General features: G+C 41.9%; 14 protein-coding genes. 10 read left to right on the top strand and 4 right to left on the bottom strand.

Annotation, left to right across the window (positions count from 1 at the left end; translation table 11 throughout):
• Positions 1-228: 228 nt before the first annotated feature.
• Positions 229-930 (top strand): 16S rRNA pseudouridine(516) synthase RsuA, encoded by a 702-nt coding sequence (gene rsuA / locus ACM2FC_RS13570; protein ID WP_498481476.1) that lies wholly within the window; start codon positions 229-231, stop codon positions 928-930.
• A 25-nt stretch (positions 931-955) separates the two neighbouring features.
• Here rsuA and ACM2FC_RS13565 read toward each other — a convergent pair whose 3' ends face one another.
• Positions 956-1,675 carry an SDR family NAD(P)-dependent oxidoreductase gene (locus ACM2FC_RS13565; RefSeq protein ID WP_498481475.1) on the bottom strand — a complete coding sequence of 240 codons (720 nt, stop codon included), beginning with the start codon at positions 1,673-1,675 and terminating at the stop codon, positions 956-958.
• Between the two features lie 201 nt (positions 1,676-1,876).
• Here ACM2FC_RS13565 and ACM2FC_RS13560 point away from each other — a divergent pair, with 201 nt between their 5' ends.
• A complete protein-coding gene (locus ACM2FC_RS13560) occupies positions 1,877-2,518 on the top strand; it encodes an outer membrane beta-barrel protein (RefSeq protein ID WP_498481474.1) in 642 nt (213 codons plus the stop codon).
• Between the two features lie 61 nt (positions 2,519-2,579).
• Here ACM2FC_RS13560 and ACM2FC_RS13555 read toward each other — a convergent pair whose 3' ends face one another.
• On the bottom strand, positions 2,580-3,650 hold the full coding sequence (locus ACM2FC_RS13555; protein ID WP_498481473.1) for a glycosyl hydrolase family 18 protein: 1,071 nt from the start codon (positions 3,648-3,650) through the stop codon (positions 2,580-2,582).
• A gap of 541 nt (positions 3,651-4,191) precedes the next feature.
• Here ACM2FC_RS13555 and ACM2FC_RS13550 point away from each other — a divergent pair.
• Entirely contained in the window at positions 4,192-5,400 is a 1,209-nt protein-coding gene (locus tag ACM2FC_RS13550) for a Bcr/CflA family multidrug efflux MFS transporter (protein WP_498481472.1), read from the top strand.
• On the top strand, positions 5,400-6,068 hold the full coding sequence (locus tag ACM2FC_RS13545; protein WP_498481471.1) for a DUF2913 family protein: 669 nt from the start codon (positions 5,400-5,402) through the stop codon (positions 6,066-6,068). The genes ACM2FC_RS13550 and ACM2FC_RS13545 overlap by 1 nt, the downstream gene beginning before the upstream one ends.
• Positions 6,069-6,070: 2 nt before the next feature.
• Here the strand turns inward: ACM2FC_RS13545 and ACM2FC_RS13540 are convergent, their stop codons facing one another.
• Entirely contained in the window at positions 6,071-7,504 is a 1,434-nt protein-coding gene (locus ACM2FC_RS13540) for a DUF2867 domain-containing protein (protein ID WP_498481470.1), read from the bottom strand.
• A gap of 277 nt (positions 7,505-7,781) precedes the next feature.
• On the opposite strand from ACM2FC_RS13540, the gene ACM2FC_RS13535 reads away from it, so the two are divergent.
• From ACM2FC_RS13535 to nspC, 6 genes are all read left to right on the top strand, one after another.
• On the top strand, positions 7,782-8,453 hold the full coding sequence (locus ACM2FC_RS13535; RefSeq protein WP_498481469.1) for an ABC transporter ATP-binding protein: 672 nt from the start codon (positions 7,782-7,784) through the stop codon (positions 8,451-8,453).
• A complete protein-coding gene (locus ACM2FC_RS13530) occupies positions 8,434-10,887 on the top strand; it encodes an ABC transporter permease (RefSeq protein WP_498481468.1) in 2,454 nt (817 codons plus the stop codon). The genes ACM2FC_RS13535 and ACM2FC_RS13530 overlap by 20 nt, the downstream gene beginning before the upstream one ends.
• A gap of 355 nt (positions 10,888-11,242) precedes the next feature.
• A complete protein-coding gene (gene nhaA / locus ACM2FC_RS13525; protein WP_498481467.1) occupies positions 11,243-12,415 on the top strand; it encodes a Na+/H+ antiporter NhaA in 1,173 nt (390 codons plus the stop codon).
• Positions 12,416-12,933: 518 nt separating this feature from the next.
• Positions 12,934-15,816: a pyridoxal phosphate-dependent class III aminotransferase gene (locus ACM2FC_RS13520; RefSeq protein ID WP_498481466.1), complete on the top strand. Its 2,883-nt coding sequence runs from the start codon at positions 12,934-12,936 to the stop codon at positions 15,814-15,816.
• 13 nt (positions 15,817-15,829) lie between these two features.
• Positions 15,830-17,074 (top strand): carboxynorspermidine synthase, encoded by a 1,245-nt coding sequence (locus ACM2FC_RS13515; protein WP_498481465.1) that lies wholly within the window; start codon positions 15,830-15,832, stop codon positions 17,072-17,074.
• A gap of 62 nt (positions 17,075-17,136) precedes the next feature.
• Complete coding sequence (gene nspC / locus ACM2FC_RS13510) at positions 17,137-18,270, top strand: carboxynorspermidine decarboxylase (RefSeq protein ID WP_498481464.1); 1,134 nt, start codon at positions 17,137-17,139, stop codon at positions 18,268-18,270.
• 69 nt (positions 18,271-18,339) lie between these two features.
• Here nspC and ACM2FC_RS13505 read toward each other — a convergent pair whose 3' ends face one another.
• Positions 18,340-19,239, bottom strand: a complete 900-nt coding sequence (locus ACM2FC_RS13505) for a DUF3943 domain-containing protein (RefSeq protein ID WP_498481463.1) — start codon at positions 19,237-19,239, stop codon at positions 18,340-18,342.
• Between the last annotated feature and the right edge of the window lie 225 nt (positions 19,240-19,464).

The raw sequence follows: 19,464 nt of genomic DNA, 5'->3' as shown, positions 1-19,464 counted from the left end.
TACTAACTTAGCTCGTTCGGTATATACATAAACTAGGACATGTTAATCTTTTACTCTTTGTTGCAGGCTCCTCACTCAGAATGACTAAGCTTCTTCACCTGTGCCGTGATTAAAAGCCTTGGAATTCGGGCAAAATTCAAACTCAAAAGATCAACACGGTCTAACTGAAACTCGCATCAGTAGGTCGCTTAAGTATATAATGCCGCGCTAAATTGGGGTGAGGTCAGTATGCGATTAGATAAGTTTTTGTGCGACGCTTTGGGTGCAACGCGCAAAGAAGCAAGTAAAATCATTAAAAGTGGTGATGTGTCAGTAAACAGTGTTGTTGCCAAGAGTGGCGCGCTGAAGATATCGGACAGTTGTCAGGTCGAATGGCAGGGTCGTGAAATTGCAAAACAAGGTCCGCGATATATCATGCTCTATAAGCCAGAAGGTTTTGTTTGTTCACACGAAGACGGTTTCAACCACACGGCTTTTGTATTGCTTGATGAAGTCAAAATGGAAAACCTGCATTTCGCTGGCCGTTTGGATGTTGACACGACAGGTTTAGTACTAATTACTGACGATGGGAAATGGTCACATAGAATCACCTCACCAAAGCACAAGTGTTCAAAGGTATATCGAGTGTGGTTGGCCGATCCTATCCAACCAAATTACATCGAGCAATTTGCCAAAGGCATTGAATTAAAAAATGAGAAAGAGCCAACATTACCTGCAGAGCTTGTCATTGTAGACGAAGCTGAAAATGAAGTGTTACTGACGATTCAGGAAGGAAAATATCATCAAGTGAAAAGAATGTTTGCCGCACTTGGGAATAAAGTCGAGCACTTACATCGAGAACAAATTGGTGGCCTTGCACTAGATGATGATTTGCAACCTGGAGAGTATCGATATCTAACTCAAGAAGAAGTCGATAGCTTTTACATTTAAATTTCTAGAGTGCTCTTTATGTTATTTAGTCGCTAACTTTTTCTAAATCAATGACTTTGCAATGTATTTGTACGATAGGCATACTCGCAGCTTGAGATAGGCTGCGCGTAAGCTCTATTGTTTTGACAATATCGTTCGTCTCGATTTTGTTAGCGTTGCTTATCCTCCCATCATTCGTCATGTCTGTGTCAACGACGCTTGGACATAAGCAACAAACTCGTACATTAAATGGTAACAGTTCCTGATATAAGGATTCACTATAACTGACTAGTGCAGCTTTAGAGGCGGAGTAGGCAGCAATTTTAGACACGGGTGAAATACCAGCAGCCGAACCAATGAGGTACATTTCTCCAAAGCCTTGTTGTTTCATTCGGCCTGCAACTAGATTACTGCAAGACATGGCTGAAGTGAGATTGATATTCACTAGCTCAGCAAGTTGTATGCTGGTAAGTGAAATGTTGCCAGGGTACAAAATGCCAGCGCTGTTAACGAATACATCCAGCTGTTTTAGCGTACTTAATATTGCTCGTATCGTGTTTTCAACCTCTAGCGGTTGGTTGAAATCCACTACATGAGTTTCGATGTGAGTATTGGGGGACGTTTCTAATATCTCTGATCTTGCTTTTGCCAAGTTTTGCTCGTTTTTAGCGAGCAAAATCAGGGAATACCCTTGGTTTGCAAAGAAATGAGCAATTGCTTTGCCAATTCCACGGCTAGCTCCAGTGATAAGTGCATGTTGAGTCATGTTGCCTGCCAATTTAGTTATTTTTTAGTACCTTACACCCGAGGTAAGCGAGCTGTAAAGTCACTCTAGGCTTGCTTTGCCATGTAAGTCTATTTAGGTAATCAATCATTTGATTAAAAATGTTTGTATTCCTCCTAGACAACGTATAGCATTCCCCACCTTAAAATATTCGCTGTTTTTATTTGTTGGGGTTTTCGGGATATGTTCGGCTATAAAATCTGTAGAATGAATGTAAATGTCACAGGAGTTATTAAGTTTTGTGTTTCATCTACGGTACTTTGTCTAGTTAGTCTTCAAGCTGCTAATGCTGCTGGTTTTTACGCAACGGGAAGCCTTGGTTTCGCCGTCCAGAAACCACCAAGTGAAGGCTCTGCAAGTATTGGTACGGCGTCAGACATTTCGGAAAGGGTTGCCGCAGGGTATCTTCACACCATCAATGAAAAGTGGGATGCGGGTTTAGAGGTCGGATATTCCTATTTTGGTACGGGTACGTTTCATAGAAATTTGGCTACCTTTAACATTACAACGTCCGCGAGTGACGTTAGCGGTGTTGTCGCTTACAAGCTTAACCCTAAATGGACTTTACTAGGAAAAGCTGGTATTTCTCACATTCGTTCTGATGTACATACGCAGCTTCCGCATACAGAGTTCGATAATTATGAACACGATGTTAAGCCAGTTGTTGGCTTCGGAGCTCGCTATCAACTTGCAGGAGCTTTTAGCCTTGAAACATCATTGACGCATTACTTTGGGGATACTTCTGTCAATCTTTCTGATCCATCTGACAATATTGTCCCGATCGTCAATCAGCTTTTAGTTGGCATTCATTATTCCTTCAACTAGACCAGATATACACTCGCATCAAATAACCCAAACAGTTCGAACACTGTTTGGGTTTTTTCATTTAACTATGGCGAGGTATCGAATTTATTTGGCTCCATACCATTGGGTCCATGTCTGAAACATCGAACAAAGAAAAGCCAGCGAGGTGGTTGCGTTTAACAATGGATAAGCCATAGGAAAAGGTTTGTGCGTCTTCGATAAAGATATAGCTGTATGTATCGTTATCAGTAAACATCAGATATGGAACCTTTGATTCGTTATCCCATTTAGGTTTGATATTAAATTGTTTCATGACGCCGACGACGTCTGAGTAGCGTAGGTGTTGATCAATAGGGCGGCCAGTAGAGGCATCTGGGGCTGGCTTCCAATAGCCAGAGTAAGTTGGAATACCTAGTGATAATTTGTTGGCTGGGATGTATTTAAGTGCATATTTTACCACTTTTTGTGTCCAAGGGTATGAAGCAATAGGGCCTGGAGGAGTCAATGAGCTATGTTGGTTATAAGCCATCACGGAAACAAAGTCGCTTAGTTTAGATAAGGCTTTGTAGTCATAAGCGCCCGCCGAGTGTACGTACGTATCTTGGTTTAAGGCATCGGCAGGGACATCCGTAGTCCTCGGGAATACTGCTACGCTGATCGTTTTGTGAATATTGTGCATCGCGGTAGATAGTTTTTTATAAAAGTCTGTAAAACGATCTTTGTCTCTAAATTCAATTCCTTCAAAGTCAACTTGTATCCCGGCAAGGTGATATCTTTTGCTCACTTCTACGATACGGCTAATGAGCATGTCTTGCGCATCGTGATCGGTTAACAACTCATGCAGCACTCTAGAATCAAAGCCAGTGTTTGTAACCATTGCGTCCAATTTTATATGATTATGGTGAGCAAATTTGAGTAGTTTAGGGTTTATTGAGCCCCAAAGTGCGCCGTTACCATCAGCAACAAAGGCTTGAGTAATAATGATATCGAGGTCGTTTTTGTGCTTTGTCAATGTATCAATGAGCTTGTGCTCTTTTCCATAATCTAGGGCTTGATTGAATCTCAATACGTAATAGATTTTTTCCATGGCAAAGGTTTGGCTGCTAAAAAAGACAAGCAGCAGAGAAAACAAAACTGCGTTAATGCGCTTCATAAAAATTCCAAGTAATACCTGAGTTAATCAATATGTTCCTATTGAAGTGTGTTCGATAGGGTGGGAGAGTCGTTGAGCAAAAAATTGAGAATTCCTAGCAAATTAAAATTCGTACAATATTGCGTTAGCGATTATTGAGTTGTGTCAGCTAAATATCAGGCGTGATGTTACGAAATAGAAAACTAAGTTATACATCTGTGCGCTTACCATAGATCAATTTAGGAAATAGATTATTTCCTAATAGGAACTAGTGATTTGCATTTATATGGTGGATAATATCCTCAGTCAGCATATCTGAACTCATTTTCATCAGTTTATCTACAACTTTTCTAAGACGAAACTAAGGCTTGGTTAGTCTTTGTATCGCTGTTGTTTCTTACTTTTTTGACTGTTCGCTGACCTTAACTAAGATCTGGTGGTCTTTGAAGGCTGCTCTATTTTTACCTCTTTCGTGCTGAAAGAGGTATATCGCTTGGCTTTGCTAAACAGTGCTTTGCTGCCAGATCTGAATTTCTAAAGTAAATTTGTATTTTGGAGTAATATGCTAGCGAAATCTCATGCTGCCGCAGTGCAGCCTAACCCACTGTCATTTTTTATATTTATCGCATTGGGTGCGATCAGTGCGCTAACGCCGCTCGCTATCGATATGTATGTACCAGCGATGCCTGCGATCGCAAAAGATCTTATGGCGGACACTGGTGCAGTTCAATTAAGTTTAACTGCCTATGGTGCAGGTTTTGCGCTTGGGCAACTTTTCCATGGTCCAATTTCTGATAGCTACGGTCGCCGACCAGTGCTGATCGTGGGTGTGCTGTGTTTTGCTATTACTGCGATGTTGACGGCAATGGTTCACAGTATCGACACACTCAACTTTTTGCGTGTGATACAAGGCTTGTCTGGAGCAGCGTCTGCTGTAGTGATACAAGCAGTGATTCGAGATATGTTTAATAGAGAAGACTTTGCCAAAGCGATGTCTTTTATCACGCTTGTTATGACGTTAGCCCCACTGGTTGCTCCAATGTTAGGTGGCCACCTTGCAATGTGGTTTGGCTGGCGTTCAATTTATTGGGTGCTGGCGGTTTATGCTATTGCTGCTTTGGTTATGGTTTTCTACAAAATTCCAGAGACGTTACAAGTACACCAACGTCAACCTCTAAACTTTAAAACCACGCTGAAAAACTACGCAACGTTGGTAAAAAATCCAACTTCTATTGGGCTTATCCTTTCAAGTGCATTTTCCTTTGCAGGAATGTTTGCCTTCTTTACCGCAGGTTCATTTGTTTACATAGATATCTACGGCGTTTCACCAAACCAGTTTGCCTACTTATACGGCTTAAACGTTATCGCTTTGATTATTTTAACGACGTTAAATGGTCGAATGGTGAAAGTTCTTGGCTTGCATCTAATGCTACGAATAGGCTTAGTATTGCAGCTATTAGGTGGCATTGGGCTTTTAGTTGGGTGGATATTAAACTGGGGACTTTGGGGCACCGTACCTTTTGTTACTTTGTATATTGGAACCATATCCGTTATCGGAAGTAACTCTATGGCATTGCTTTTGAGCGGATACCCGACGATGGCTGGGACGGCTGCGTCATTATCTGGTACTCTTCGCTTCGGAATGGGAGCTGTCGTAGGTGCTGTTGTCGCCGCATTACCGGGTTTAGCGGTTTGGCCAATGGTTTGGGTAATGTCTGGTTGTTCGATACTCTCTATTGCATTTTATTGGACATTTGGAAAGAAAGCGTAGTGGCTGAATATATTTTTGAAATAAAAGAGGTGGTAGAAACCGCACTGAATGAGTTATCCGAGCAACACAAAAGTGGCAAGTTAGTCGATGCGCCAGTATCGAACAACCACTTTCTGGTTCGCTGGATTACTAAGTCATTAAAAACACAAAGATTCTCTCGCAGTGTTTTTGATGATCTTTCTAAGTGGCAAAAAATGGGACGCTCTAAAGGCAATGATGCAGCCATCAACTTTACCTTTAGAAAAATTTCTCAGCTATATGGTGAATTTTTTCCTAACAACCAAGAGAAAAGTCAGCTCCTTGATAGCCAAGTTGAGAGTTTTCTCGATGACATGGAAAAGTTGGGCTGGGAGGTTTCGACGTCAGAGGAATTAACCAGTGGTGTAAAAGTCCAGCTTTACACCGAAAGTCAAAACTCTTTGGCGCTTTGCTCTCAGCAGTGTGATTCATGCTTTGAAGGTGAGCAATTGGTGAAGCCGATGAGTTGGTTCGTACGAGGAAACCACCAAGAGTTTATTGAAAATGCGTATAAAGCGGGATTCTTGGTTCACAAGGTCACCGATTATAAGTCAGCGGTGAAATATCACGGAGAGTATCTAATATTCCCTGCAAATAAAGGGGATCGATTAGCAGAAATACCGCTGAACATAAATGGTGAAATAAGCTAAGCCTATTTGTTTAATTTGGCCTTTTTGATTATTGCTTTGACCATACCCTTAAAAATAAACATGTGGGCAGGCATAAATGTAAACCAGTAGAGTAGCCCACGGAATCCTTTTGGATGCCACCACGCAGTAACATTGAGCTGGCGTTGGTGGCTTAAGTCTTTAATAGTGAACTCTAATCGTCCTAAGCCGGGCCCTTTCATACCAAAAAATAGTGAAAGGAATCGATTAGGTTCACAACGAATGACCTTCCAAGAGTCAATGTAGTCACCAACTTTAAGGCTATCTTTGGATGGTGAACGTCTAACGGGTATTTTTCCACCTGCCAATACATCTAGCCATTCTCGGGTGCGCCATAAAATATCAGCAAAGAAGTAACCACTTTCTTTACTACCAATCGTTTTCACTACTTGCCAAAGCTCTTCGCTCGTTAAATCGGTATCGATTGTTGCGCCCGTATGTTTAGCATAATAGCCAAACCCAGGCTGCCATCTTTTCAATGCTTCAGGTTCAAAGCCCCAAACGTTGCTTCTGAGAAACTTTCCTTCACTTGCGATTGTCTCTTCAACCATCGCTTGGTAGGAAACGAGTTTTTGTGGAAACAACTTGTTGATGGTTTTAGTGTTGGCAATGAAGTCATGTTCAATGCCGGCTAGCAGTGCTTTACCAATGCTAGAGGGAACAGATGTCACCCATTTCAACCAATAGGATGCGAGTTGAGGAGTAAGAAACCTTGTAGAGATTAGCCTTGTAGACTTTCCTAATTGAGCGTTAATTAACTTAAACTGGTTTCGGTAGGACAATATATCAGGACCACCAACTTCATATAGGTGATGTTTGTTTGGTTTTACTTCAGCGAGTTTGAGTAAGTAGTAATTTAAATTGTTTAACGCTATCGGGTTGGCTTTAGAATCTACCCATTTGGGTGTGATTAAAATAGGCAGGTTGTAACAAAAATCTCTCATAATTTCGAATGCTGCAGACCCCGGGCCAATCACAATACCAGCGCGTATTTCAATGATAGGAACATCAGTTTGCCGGATGATATCCCCGGTTAATTTTCGAGCGTGTAAGTGTTGGGAATGGCCAGATTTGGGTTGCAGAGAACTCACATAAATAACATGTTTCACATGGCTTTTGATTAACGCACTTTTAAAATTTTCCGCTAAGGATATTTCGTATTTGAGGAAATCATGTCCTTGAGCCATTCCATGTACGAGAAAGTAAACAATGTCGAACTGTGCAACGAGTTGTTCTGTTTTCTCTAAGTCTTTCAAGTCTAAATATACTAATTCAATATTCTTTTCTGGGGCGGTGCGAGCTTTTAAATAGTCAATATTTCGCGCCGCTCCAGTGACGTTGTAACCTTTACTGGCAAGTACACTAAGTAGCTGTGAGCCAATGTAACCAGAAGCACCTAATACAAGAATATTTTTCATTAAATGCCCTTACCCTTAGTGACGAAGGAGCCCAATTTAATCGTTACGGAAATAACTTTATTTTAAACGCAGTATATTATAGTTTCTAACTTTGAAGATAATCTTTTCATATTTATCATAGGGTTGAATCAGTTAATGTTCCTGTGGCAGCGTCCAGAACAAAAAAGAAGTAGAGAAACTGTTTGCATAGGGTGTGATCTAGCGTGCAAAATACTTTCTCAAGGAAGTGATTTAGTGTAGATTCACTATCCGGTAAATGGCGACGGCGAGATTTTAGATGTTACAGCTTAAGGACCTTTGTAAAGGTTATATAGATGGTGGAGAGTTTCATCCAATTTTACAAGGTGCAGAGTTGTCGCTATCGCAAGGAGAGCAAGTTGCTTTAATGGGAGAGAGTGGTTCAGGGAAAAGCACCTTATTGAACCTGATAGCGGGTCTCGATACCGCTGATACTGGGGAAATTATGTTTCCTGGATTCAGTATGCATACCGCAAGAGAAAACAAGCGTACGGCTTATCGAAGAGGCAATATTGGTCTCATTTTCCAACAATATAACCTTCTTCCAACTCTCAACATTGAAGACAATATTCGCTTTTGTCGCCAGCTAAAGGGGTTACCAGAAAATAAAGAACTGTGGCGTCAAATCTTATCTGTTCTCGACCTTATGCCACTACTAAATCGCTTCCCCGAGGATGTTTCGGGTGGGCAGCAGCAACGCGCGGCTATTGCAAGAGCGTTGTATATGGAGCCCAAAATATTGCTTGCAGATGAGCCGACCGGTAGCCTTGATGAACGAAATGCTGAAGCGGTCATGCGACTGTTAACAAGCTTAACCCGTCAACTTAAATGTACGCTTCTGCTAGTGACTCACAGTGAAAAAGTCGCAATGCATATGCAGGGGAAGATACGTTTACAGGGAGGCGTTCTTCATGTTATGGCCCATAGTTAAAGCGCTACTGGGTCACTATCGTCGCTACCCGTTTCAGCTGCTGTTAGTATGGTTAGGTCTGACTTTAGGTGTTTCCTTGTTGGTTGGCGTAACTTCAATTAGTAAGCACGTCCGTCTAAATAGCGACAAGGGAGAACAAATTTTAGCGGATCCTTTGCCCTTTAAAGTTCGCGCTAAAAAGCCGACTGATTCTATTCCCTATAATTTCTATACTCAACTTCAACAGGAAGGCTTTACTCAATGTGTGCCTTTCAAACAAGTGCCTCTCAGTGCCGCCGAAAAAAGGACGGTAACCTTTGTTGGTGTCGACCCTAATATCACTATTCCAGTTCGAGAAGTAACGGTTGCCGAGCATATATACAAGCTAAACGATAAAGGAGCACCTTCGCCAATAGTAGTGAGCTCAAATTTAGCGAAGAATATTGGATTAAACAATGGAAGTTATCTGTCGGTTTTAAATGGCGAGAAAGTCGGCCCAGTAGTGATCGATAACTGGGGAGTTCTCGATAGTAACGAAGTCATTAGCAATTCGTCTGTTTTTAGGAATGTGGATGGTAATGGCGGTGTTTCGCAAATTGCATGTGGAGAGATGGAGCCAGATAAAGTATTTGTATTAAAGAAAATGCTCCCAACGGGCCTAGTACTATCACGCAACTCACGTAGCGAGCTGGAATCTATCACCAAAGCATTCCATATGAATCTTACCGCCGTAGGTATGCTGTCTTTCCTTGTAGGGTTGTTTATATTTTATCAAGCAATGTCGTTATCTATGGCTCAACGTCAGCGTCTTGTTGGCATACTTAGGCAAACAGGTGTTTCAGGGTGGCAGCTTGTTCAAGCACTTCTTCTAGAGCTATTTGCATTAATACTTATCAGTTGGATTTGCGGTAATCTACTAGGCATGTTCCTTTCTTACTACATGATTCCAGCGGTATCTCAAAATATCGGTTTTATTTATAGTGGCAGTGATACCCTCGCGAATGGATGGAGTTGGCAAGCGAGTTGTGTCAGCTTATATATGACGGTTGTTGGCGCATTGCTTGCGTGTATTTGGCCTGCAGTACGTTTGCTTAGAGCTCAGCCAATTCGGTTAGCGAAAAGGTTATCCCTTGTACGATTTGCAAGTGTAGAGTTTGCTATTCAAACACTACTTGCCATTATGTTCGCGTTAATTGCTTTTGTGTTGTACAAAGCGCCTAAAACGGAGCATACAGGGCTTGCGATCATAGTGCTGACTTTGCTCAGTGTTGCACTGTTCACACCATTTGTAATTTGGAAGCTGTTTACTTATCTGTCAAAAACACTAAGTTCTGTGAAAATTCGTTGGTTCTTTTCTGATGCTGCTGCAAGCATGAGTTATCGTGGAATTGCTACGATGGCCTTTATGCTGGCTGTGGCCGCTAATGTAGGTGTTGAAACTACAGTAGGTAGTTTCCGTCATACAACAGACAATTGGTTGTCACAACGATTGGCAGCCGATCTTTACGTTTATCCCGATACTTCGAAAGTAGACTCTATGACCACTTGGCTGGAAAAGCAGCCAGAGGTTTCAGAGGTCTGGCAAAGGTGGGAAAAAGAAATTTTAACGCCTACCGGTCCACTACAGGTTATTAGTACTGGCTTTTCTGCAGGGGAGCTTAAATCCATCCCTCTTAAAGACACCTTACCTAACTTTTGGCATAGTCTAAAAGCGACGAAATCAATATTGATTAGTGAGTCCATGGCCAACAAGTTAGATATTGAGCCCGGTGAAACTGTAGATTTACGAGGTAGCTTAGGTAATAGTTGGCAAGTGGTAGGGGTTTACTACGACTATGGCAACCCATACAACCAAGTCATTATTTCTAAGAGCAATTGGTTGAAGGCTTTCTCGGGAACAGGCAGTGTTTCATTGGGATTGAAGCTACCACAGTGGGTTAATCCAACTATTGTTGAAAAAAATATCGAGGCTAAGTATCACTTTAGTAACGGTCGCGTTTTTGACAATAAGAGTATCCATAAAAAGGCGATGAGCTTATTTGATAGAACGTTTGAAGTTGCCGATACGCTGGGACACATTACGTTGGTGATAGCTATATTTGGTATTTTCTTTGCCACGTTAGCTGGAGAGGTTTCTAGGCAAAGGCACATTTCATTGTTGCGGTGCTTCGGTGTTTCTGGACGAGAAATTATCCTGATTGGTGGATTGCAGCTGCTTTGTTTTGGCCTATTATCCATTATTATCGCAATGCCATTAGGGTTACTTTTGGCAAACTTCATCGTAAATATTGTTATTGAACAATCATTTGGCTGGACTATGCAGCTTCAGTTTATACCATCTCAATATTTTATTACTGTCGTAACAGTTATGCTGGCTTTGATGGTAGCTGGAGCAATTCCAGTGCTGAGAATGATACGTAATACCCCGATGAAGCTTCTTAAAGACGCAATCTAGCATACAAACTGACAACTTTTGAATAGAATCAAACAGGCCCTAGTTTCCCACTAGGGCCTGTCGCTTTTCTACTGAGATCATACAAATTTATCAAAATAAATTACATATTTAGGCTTTTTGAATGGATCAACTATATTTTCTATATGTAGCACGATAAATTATTCAAATTCAATTGGATAATGTGCTCAGATATATGCTATTAATTTAGTATTGAGGTTTGCTTGAGAATGCTGCTTTTATCGGAAAAACCTACAATAATTATCATTAGAAGCGATTTTTCCTTGGTATTGGATGGTATTACACTCGAATGTATTCTTTATTAGGTTGGTTTAGACAATTAGGACAAGGGTTATATATGAGCGAAATGATTCGTGACTTCTTTAAAATGGAATCTGCTGGAGGCATTTTACTTGTCATTGCCGCAGCAATAGCTATGACTGTGGCTAACTCTCCCCTCAACGCTGAATATCAAGGTTTCTTAAACACTTACGTATTTGGTATGTCACTTTCTCATTGGATCAATGATGGTCTGATGGCAGTGTTCTTCCTTTTAATTGGCTTAGAAGTAAAGCGTGAGCTTTTGGAAGGCGCGCTTAAATCAAAAGAAACGGCTATTTTCCCTGCAATTGCAGCAGTCGGTGGTATGGTCGCACCGGCACTGATTTATGTTCTTTTTAACCTAGGTAATCCAGCAGCGATTCAAGGGTGGGCGATCCCAGCAGCAACTGATATTGCTTTTGCCTTAGGTATCATGGCGCTATTAGGCAGCCGAGTCCCAGTTAGCTTAAAAGTGTTTTTGCTGGCCTTAGCAATAATTGATGACTTAGGTGTTGTTGTGATAATTGCTTTGTTCTACAGCAGCGACTTATCTACATTAGCGTTGGTCGTTGGTTTTGTGATGACCGGCGTGCTGTTTTATCTCAATCATAAAAATGTCACTAAATTAACGCCATATATGATAGTTGGGCTTATTTTATGGGCTGCGGTGTTGAAATCAGGTGTTCATGCAACGTTAGCTGGTGTTGTTATCGGATTCGCGATTCCACTAAAAGGCCCTAAAAGTGATTATTCGCCGTTAAAACATATGGAACACTCATTACACAAATATGTGGCATTTGGTATCTTACCTCTGTTCGCATTCGCCAATGCGGGGATCTCTTTGCAAGGTGTCGATATGGCAGGGCTTACATCGATGTTACCTTTGGGTGTGGCGTTAGGATTATTAGTCGGTAAGCCATTGGGTGTCTTTAGCTTTAGCTACGCGGCAGTGAAATTTGGTTATGCTAAATTGCCAGAAGGCATTAACTTCAAACAAATTTTCGCGGTATCAGTACTTTGTGGTATAGGATTTACCATGTCGATATTTATCTCATCTTTAGCGTTTGGTCCAGCAAATGCAGAGTTTGATACTTATGCTCGACTTGGAATACTAATGGGCTCAACAACAGCGGCAGTATTAGGCTATGTATTATTGAGTACCTCGTTACCCAAGAAATTGAAAACACGAGAGCAGCCACAAGAAAATTGATGCATATTCTCAGATTTACAAGGGCAAGCGTAATGCTTGCCCTTTGCTTTTTTGCTAGGGAGAAAAGTGAAATTGGCAGCTAAAAAGTATTGCCATCTAGATCAATTTTATGATAATTTCTCGCGCAATCTCGGAGACTACAAATAACAAGTTTTTCTGGGGGATACGCGTAGTGACCATTCATGCTGATTGTGACACTGCGTAGGGTAGGTATCGTCAAACCTTTAGGCGATAGACGGGATACTATACGTCGCACGAAGCGGCACGTAAATGGGAAACCCAACAGTGAAACATTTTAACTTACACACAATAATCAGCGTCCTACTTCCTCGATGTCCTGTACATCAAACCAGTAGCATTACTGAACCTTGAAACTAAAACTTCTTTAAATCGCCTGTAAAAGGTGATCGATTCCAGATGCATTCTGTATCTCGGAAGTTTTTGCGTTTTCCACACTTAATTACCGTCAATTAACGTGTGTAAGTAAATTAATTATTTGATTTATCAAGGTATTCAAAATGAGCACAGTTTTTGAAGTTGAACAAAACAATATCTCAGCCAATTTCTCTACTGATGTGCCAGTCGTAGAAGGTCTTTACGACTTAACGCCAGATCAAACACTATTGGACCAAGCTGAGCATGAATCCGAAGTCCGTTCTTATCCACGTCGCTTACCAATTGCGATAAAGCGAGCCTATGGCGCTTTGGTAGAAGACACACGTGGCCAAATATTTTTAGATTGCTTAGCTGGGGCAGGTACGCTCGCTCTTGGCTATAATCATCCAGAAATTAATCAAGCGTTAAAAGATCAATTAGATTCAGGTCTTCCATATCAAACTCTTGATATTACGACGAAAGCAAAAGACAAGTTTATTAAGAGTGTTAAAGCTTTTTTACCCGAAGAATTTGCAAACAATTCTGCAATTCAGTTTTGTGGTCCTTCAGGTGCAGATGCCGTAGAAGCAGCAATCAAGCTGGCAAAACAAACCAAAGGCCGTAATACCATGTTCGCTTTTCGCGGTGCGTACCATGGTATGACTAACGGAACTATGGGGATGATGGGTAACCTTGGAACGAAAGAGCGTCGTACAGGGTTGATGTCTGATGTGCATTTCATGCCGTTCCCATACAGCTTGCGCTGTCCGTTTGGTTTAGGCGGTGAAGCCGGAGCAAAAGCGAACATCCGTTATATTGAGCGCCTTTTAGCTGACGATGAAGCGGGCGTTATGAAGCCTGCCGCAATGATCGTGGAACCAGTGCAAGGTGAAGGTGGTGTGATCCCAGCTCCGGTATCTTGGTTGAAAGAACTACGTCGAATCTGCGATGAACACGATATTCTACTTATTTTTGATGAAATCCAGTGTGGTGTAGGTAAAACAGGTTACCGTTTTGCATTTGAAGAAGCTGGCGTGTCTCCAGATATTTTATGCCTTTCAAAAGCTATTGGTGGCGGTATGCCAATGTCACTGCTGGTATTTAAAAAAGATATCGATACTTGGAAAGCAGGGGAACACACTGGAACTTTCCGTGGTAACCAATTAGCGATGGTTTCTGGCGCAAAAGCGTTAGAAATTATTCAACGTGATGAGTTAGTTGATCGAGCAAAAATTGCCGGCCAGTATTTGAGACTTGGCCTAGAGCGTATTCAAGAGCGCGTTAACTGTATTGCGGAAGTACGCGGTAAAGGCTTAATGCTTGGCGTTGAAATTTGTGACCCATCTGGAAAGCGCAATAAATTCGGTGAGCCACACGCTGATGGAGAGTTAACCTTAGCAATTCAGCGAGCGGCTCTAGAGCGCGGTCTGATGGTTGAAAAGGGTGGCAGAGACGGCTCAGTGATTCGTTTTCTACCACCACTTATTATCTCTTTCGAGCAGATTGACTTTGCACTTAAGGTGCTTGAAGAGGCGATGATTTCTGTTGGTGGTGGTGTCAAAGCCCAGCCAAGCGATAACGATAAGTGGCGAAAGCACTTCATTCATACTGGTGAATTTGGTAGTGATGAATTTTCATTAGTAATGAACCGAACCACGGCTGCACTTAAGGAAGTGTTTGAGAGCACGAACTCTCCATATTCTGGATTGAACCCTAAGCAGTTAGAGCATGCGATCAATGCTGTTAATTTGGATAATCGCAATGCGCCGTTGGAAGACATTGTTGGTGAGACAGCAGAGCTTGTCGCTAAAAACTCAATCATCGTTCAACATCCAGATTGTATTGCGCATCTACACACACCGCCGTTAATGCCAGCGGTGGCCGCTGAGGCAATGATTGCAGCGCTAAATCAATCCATGGATTCTTGGGATCAAGCATCAGCAGCAACTTACGTTGAACAGAAAGTTATCAACTGGCTTTGTGGCAAGTACGAACTTGGACAAAATGCAGATGGCATTTTTACTAGTGGCGGGACGCAAAGTAACCAAATGGGTTTGATGCTAGCAAGAGATTGGATAGCTGATAAGTTAAGTAACCATTCTGTACAAAAGCTTGGCTTACCTGACTATGCTGACAAGCTTCGCATTATATGTTCTTCGAACTCACACTTTACGGTTCAGAAGTCCGCTTCATGGATGGGACTTGGTGAGAAAGCGATCATCAGTGTCGACTGCCATTCAGATGGTACGATGGACGTGGACAAGCTGGAGAGCGTCATTGCTGATGCGCAGGCGCAAGGCTTAATACCATTTGCAATTGTTGGTACTGCGGGTACTACCGATCACGGTGCAATAGACGACCTAAGTAGCATTGCAGATGTTGCTGAGAAAAATGACTTATGGATGCATGTTGATGGAGCATACGGCGGCGCATTGATCTTGAGTAGCCACAAGAAGAGATTGAAAGGCATCGAGAAAGCAAGCTCAGTAAGTGTCGATTTCCACAAGTTATTCTATCAAACAATCAGTTGTGGTTCTTTGCTTGTCAAAGACAAAGCAAACTTTAAATTCCTGCTGCATCACGCTGACTACTTAAACCGTGAACACGATGAATTGCCAAACTTGGTGGATAAATCTATTGCGACAACCAAGCGTTTTGATGCATTAAAAGTCTTTATGAGTATGCAGACTGTTGGGCCAGAAGCTTTGGGTGATATGTACGATCATCTTATCCAGCAGACTCTGGAAGTTGCCCAATTAGTTGAAAAGCAAGATAACTTTGAGTTATTGGCTCAGCCTTCACTCTCAACAGTATTGTTTAGAGTGGTTGGCGAAGGTGATATCTGTAAGTTAAACCAAAGAGTTCGAATTGAGGCTTTAACTCGCGGTATCGCTGTGCTCGGAGAGACGGTTGTAGATGGAAAATCTGCGTTAAAACTAACGATATTAAATCCTTGTCTGAAAATTTCAGACTTTGAATCTCTACTATCAAAAATTAATACGCTAGCTTCTGAACTAGCTCAGTAAAGGAATTAGAACAATGGCAATTTTACAAATTGGTGCTGGTGGTGTTGGCTGGGTTGTGGCACACAAAGCGGCTCAGAATAACGATGTATTAGGTGATATTACTTTAGCCTCACGCACAATCAGCAAGTGCGAGAAGATCATTGAATCAATAAAAGGCCGTAATAACCTTAAAGATCCTGCGAAAAAATTAGAAGCTCGTGCGGTCAATGCAGATGATGTGGATGCGCTTGTTGCTCTAATTAACGAAGTAAAACCTGACTTAGTGATTAATGCTGGTCCTCCATGGGTTAATATCAGCATCATGGAAGCTTGCTACCAAGCAAAAGTATCTTACCTAGATACTTCCGTAGCTGTCGATTTGTGTTCTGAAGGTCAGCAAGTACCCCAAGCTTATGATTGGCAATGGGGCTACCGAGAAAAATTCACTGAAGCAGGCATTACAGGTATTTTGGGCGCAGGTTTTGATCCTGGTGTAGTGAGTGTTTTTGCTGCTTATGCTGTGAAACATCTATTTGATGAGATTGATACAATCGACGTGATGGATGTGAATGCAGGTGATCACGGTAAGAAATTCGCAACGAACTTTGACCCAGAAACAAACATGTTGGAAATCCAAGGTGATTCTTTCTACTGGGAAAATGAAGAGTGGAAGCAAGTGCCATGTCACTCGCGCATGCTTGAGTTCGATTTCCCATTGGTGGGCAAGCATAAAGTTTACTCTATGGCTCACGACGAAGTGCGTTCGATGCAAGAGTTTATTCCAGCAAAACGTATCGAGTTTTGGATGGGCTTTGGTGACAAGTACCTAAACTACTTTAACTGTATGAGAGACATTGGCCTATTAAGCCCAGATCCACTCACTCTGCATGATGGAACTGTGGTTCAGCCTCTACATGTTCTAAAAGCTTTGCTACCTGATCCAACTTCTCTAGCGCCAGGCTATACAGGTAAAACCTGTATCGGTACTTGGGTTCAAGGTAAGAAAGAGGGTAAAGAGCGTAGCGTATTTATCTACAATAACGCAGATCACGAAGTCGCTTACGAAGATGTTGAGCATCAAGCTATCTCCTACACTACAGGTGTTCCAGCAATTACCGCTGCGCTGCAATACTTTAGGGGTAAGTGGGCAGAAGCTGGTGTGTTTAATATGGAACAGCTTGACCCAGATCCGTTCTTAGAAACTATGCCCGAGATTGGCCTTGACTGGCATGTGCAAGAGCTGGAAGTCGGCCAACCAGATATAAAAATCTTGAAATAAGATAAACTTCAAAAGGCCGATGTATTATTCATCGGCTTTGTTGTATTTATAGAGTAAATAGAATGCAAGATAGTGCCCTTAAAACCCCATACTTCATGATTGATGAAGTGAAGTTGGTGGAAAACTTAGAGAAAGCCAAACGACTAAAAGAGATTTCTGGTGTCAAACTAGTGCTCGCACTTAAGTGTTTTTCAACGTGGGGTGTGTTTGACATCATAAAGCCTTACTTGGATGGCACGACAAGTAGTGGCCCCTATGAAGTAAAACTAGGCCATGAAACTTTTGGCGGTGAAACTCATGCTTATAGCGTCGGCTACGGTGAAGAAGACGTTGTCGAGGTTGCTGATATTTGCGACAAGATGATTTTTAATTCGCAATCCCAGCTTCAAGCGTATCGTCATCTCGTTGAAGGGAAAGCATCGTTTGGTCTGAGGTTGAACCCGGGTGTAAGCTGTGCTGGTCAAGATTTGGCAGATCCCGCAAGGAAATTTTCTCGTTTAGGAGTTCACGCTGACAAAATTCAGCCGGAGCTGATGGAGCAGATCGAAGGCGTGATGTTCCATATGAATTGTGAAAATAAGTGCGTGGACTCTTTTGTCAGATTGCTTGATGATATCTCAGTTCAATTTGGTGCCTACTTAGACAAAATGGAATGGGTGAGCTTAGGTGGCGGTGTGTTCTTTACGTGGCCGGGGTATGAACTTGAAAGGTTAGGTGAGGCACTTAAAGCATTTTCTGAAAAGCATTCGGTTCAATTATATCTTGAGCCAGGCGAGGCGATCATCACCAAGACAACAGATCTCGTCGTCACAGTGGTTGATATTGTTGAGAATGAAAAGAAGACGGCCATCGTTGATTCAGCTACTGAAGCGCACCGCTTAGATACGCTGATCTATGACGAGCCGGCTTCGATACTAGAAGCATCCGAACAAGGTGAACATGAGTATGTGATTGGTTCGTGTTCTTGCTTAGCTGGCGATCAGTTCTGTGTAGCGAATTTCGATAAGCCCTTGCAAATTGGTCAGCGCCTGCATGTATTGGACAGCGCTGGTTATACTATGGTCAAGCTAAACTGGTTTAACGGTTTAAAGATGCCTTCGATTTACTGCCGCCGTAAAAATGGCGAGGTGCAGAAACTAAATGAATTCGATTATTCGGATTTTAAGCGTTCGCTTTCTCAGTGGAGTGTGAGTTAGTATTTTCTTTACGCCGAATATTTCAATGCCCAAGCATACAACTTGGGCATTTTTCTATTTTTAATGAGTCTAAAAAGTGAATTTTATTTTTCCACCGTAGTAAACGCTATCTGGATGAGCGCCGGCGTTCATTGCATAGACTTTGGCGTCATCGTAGCCATCCCATGTAGAGCTGGTAAATTGAAACTCTGCGTGACCATTCCACATTTGTGACGCCCAAGCATCGATGTGACCGATTGGGTTCAACAAGAACAGTGTTACGTCCCCCATTGTTTTTGACCCCCAAACTTCACCACCTTCAGCGACGATTTCCTGCTCTTTTTCGAACATGTATTCACCTGCGACGGCACCAAAAAAAGGCGTGACGAATAAATCTTGCCAAGACGGAACTTCAGCAAACGCTTCTACGCCATATTCCCAGAAGAAAGTGGAAAGAAATGCAGAGTAGAGAAATGATTGAAATTCGTTATAGCCTGCGTGTCTAGCCGCTGTATAGTAAACGCCACCGAAATAAGGGTGCATAATGTAGTTTAAGTAATGTTCATCCCGGTCCCAAGTAGGTCCAGAAGACACGTTGTCTTTCCACTTGTTGCCCAGTTGGCTGATATCACGACTATCTTCATCCCATTTTGTAATCGAAGATGGGAGGAGGGTCATCAAACCTACGGTCACGACACTTAAACCAAGAGTGGTGTAGGTTTGGGATTTTAGATATTCCCAATCTGGCTCTGTCGATATTCTGAGGTACTTCGGCAAATTTTGCTCACCTTGGTTCTCATTTTCTTTGAGAGCTAACGAATATACGTTGCTTGTTGAATAACTCTCAGGGAAAGCATCAAATTGATCGTCGTTGTAGTTGATAGTGTATAGGTTAGAATTGAAATCGGTACGGCCGATGGAGTTAACATCGTACGCGTTTGCTACAGCTGAAAAAGAAAGCAACAACGCTGCTATGTTTTTCTTAAGCACACAAAACTCCATTTATTATTTCTAGTCCGTTAGAGTCGATGATTGTCTAATAAAATCAGAACAATGGAAACAAGAAAATGAATAATTTGTTGGAGCTAATGAACTTATGAGCTTCAAAATTGAAAAATGATACCTATGTCAGAAAAATTTGTGGAGCATCAACCTAGATAGCCCTGATAATTATATGGAATTCCAATGTTAATTTAGGTATATGATTACTATGAC

It is taken from the genome of Vibrio sp. A37, from assembly GCF_059777565.1.
This window is presented reverse-complemented; position numbering and strand designations above follow the sequence as displayed.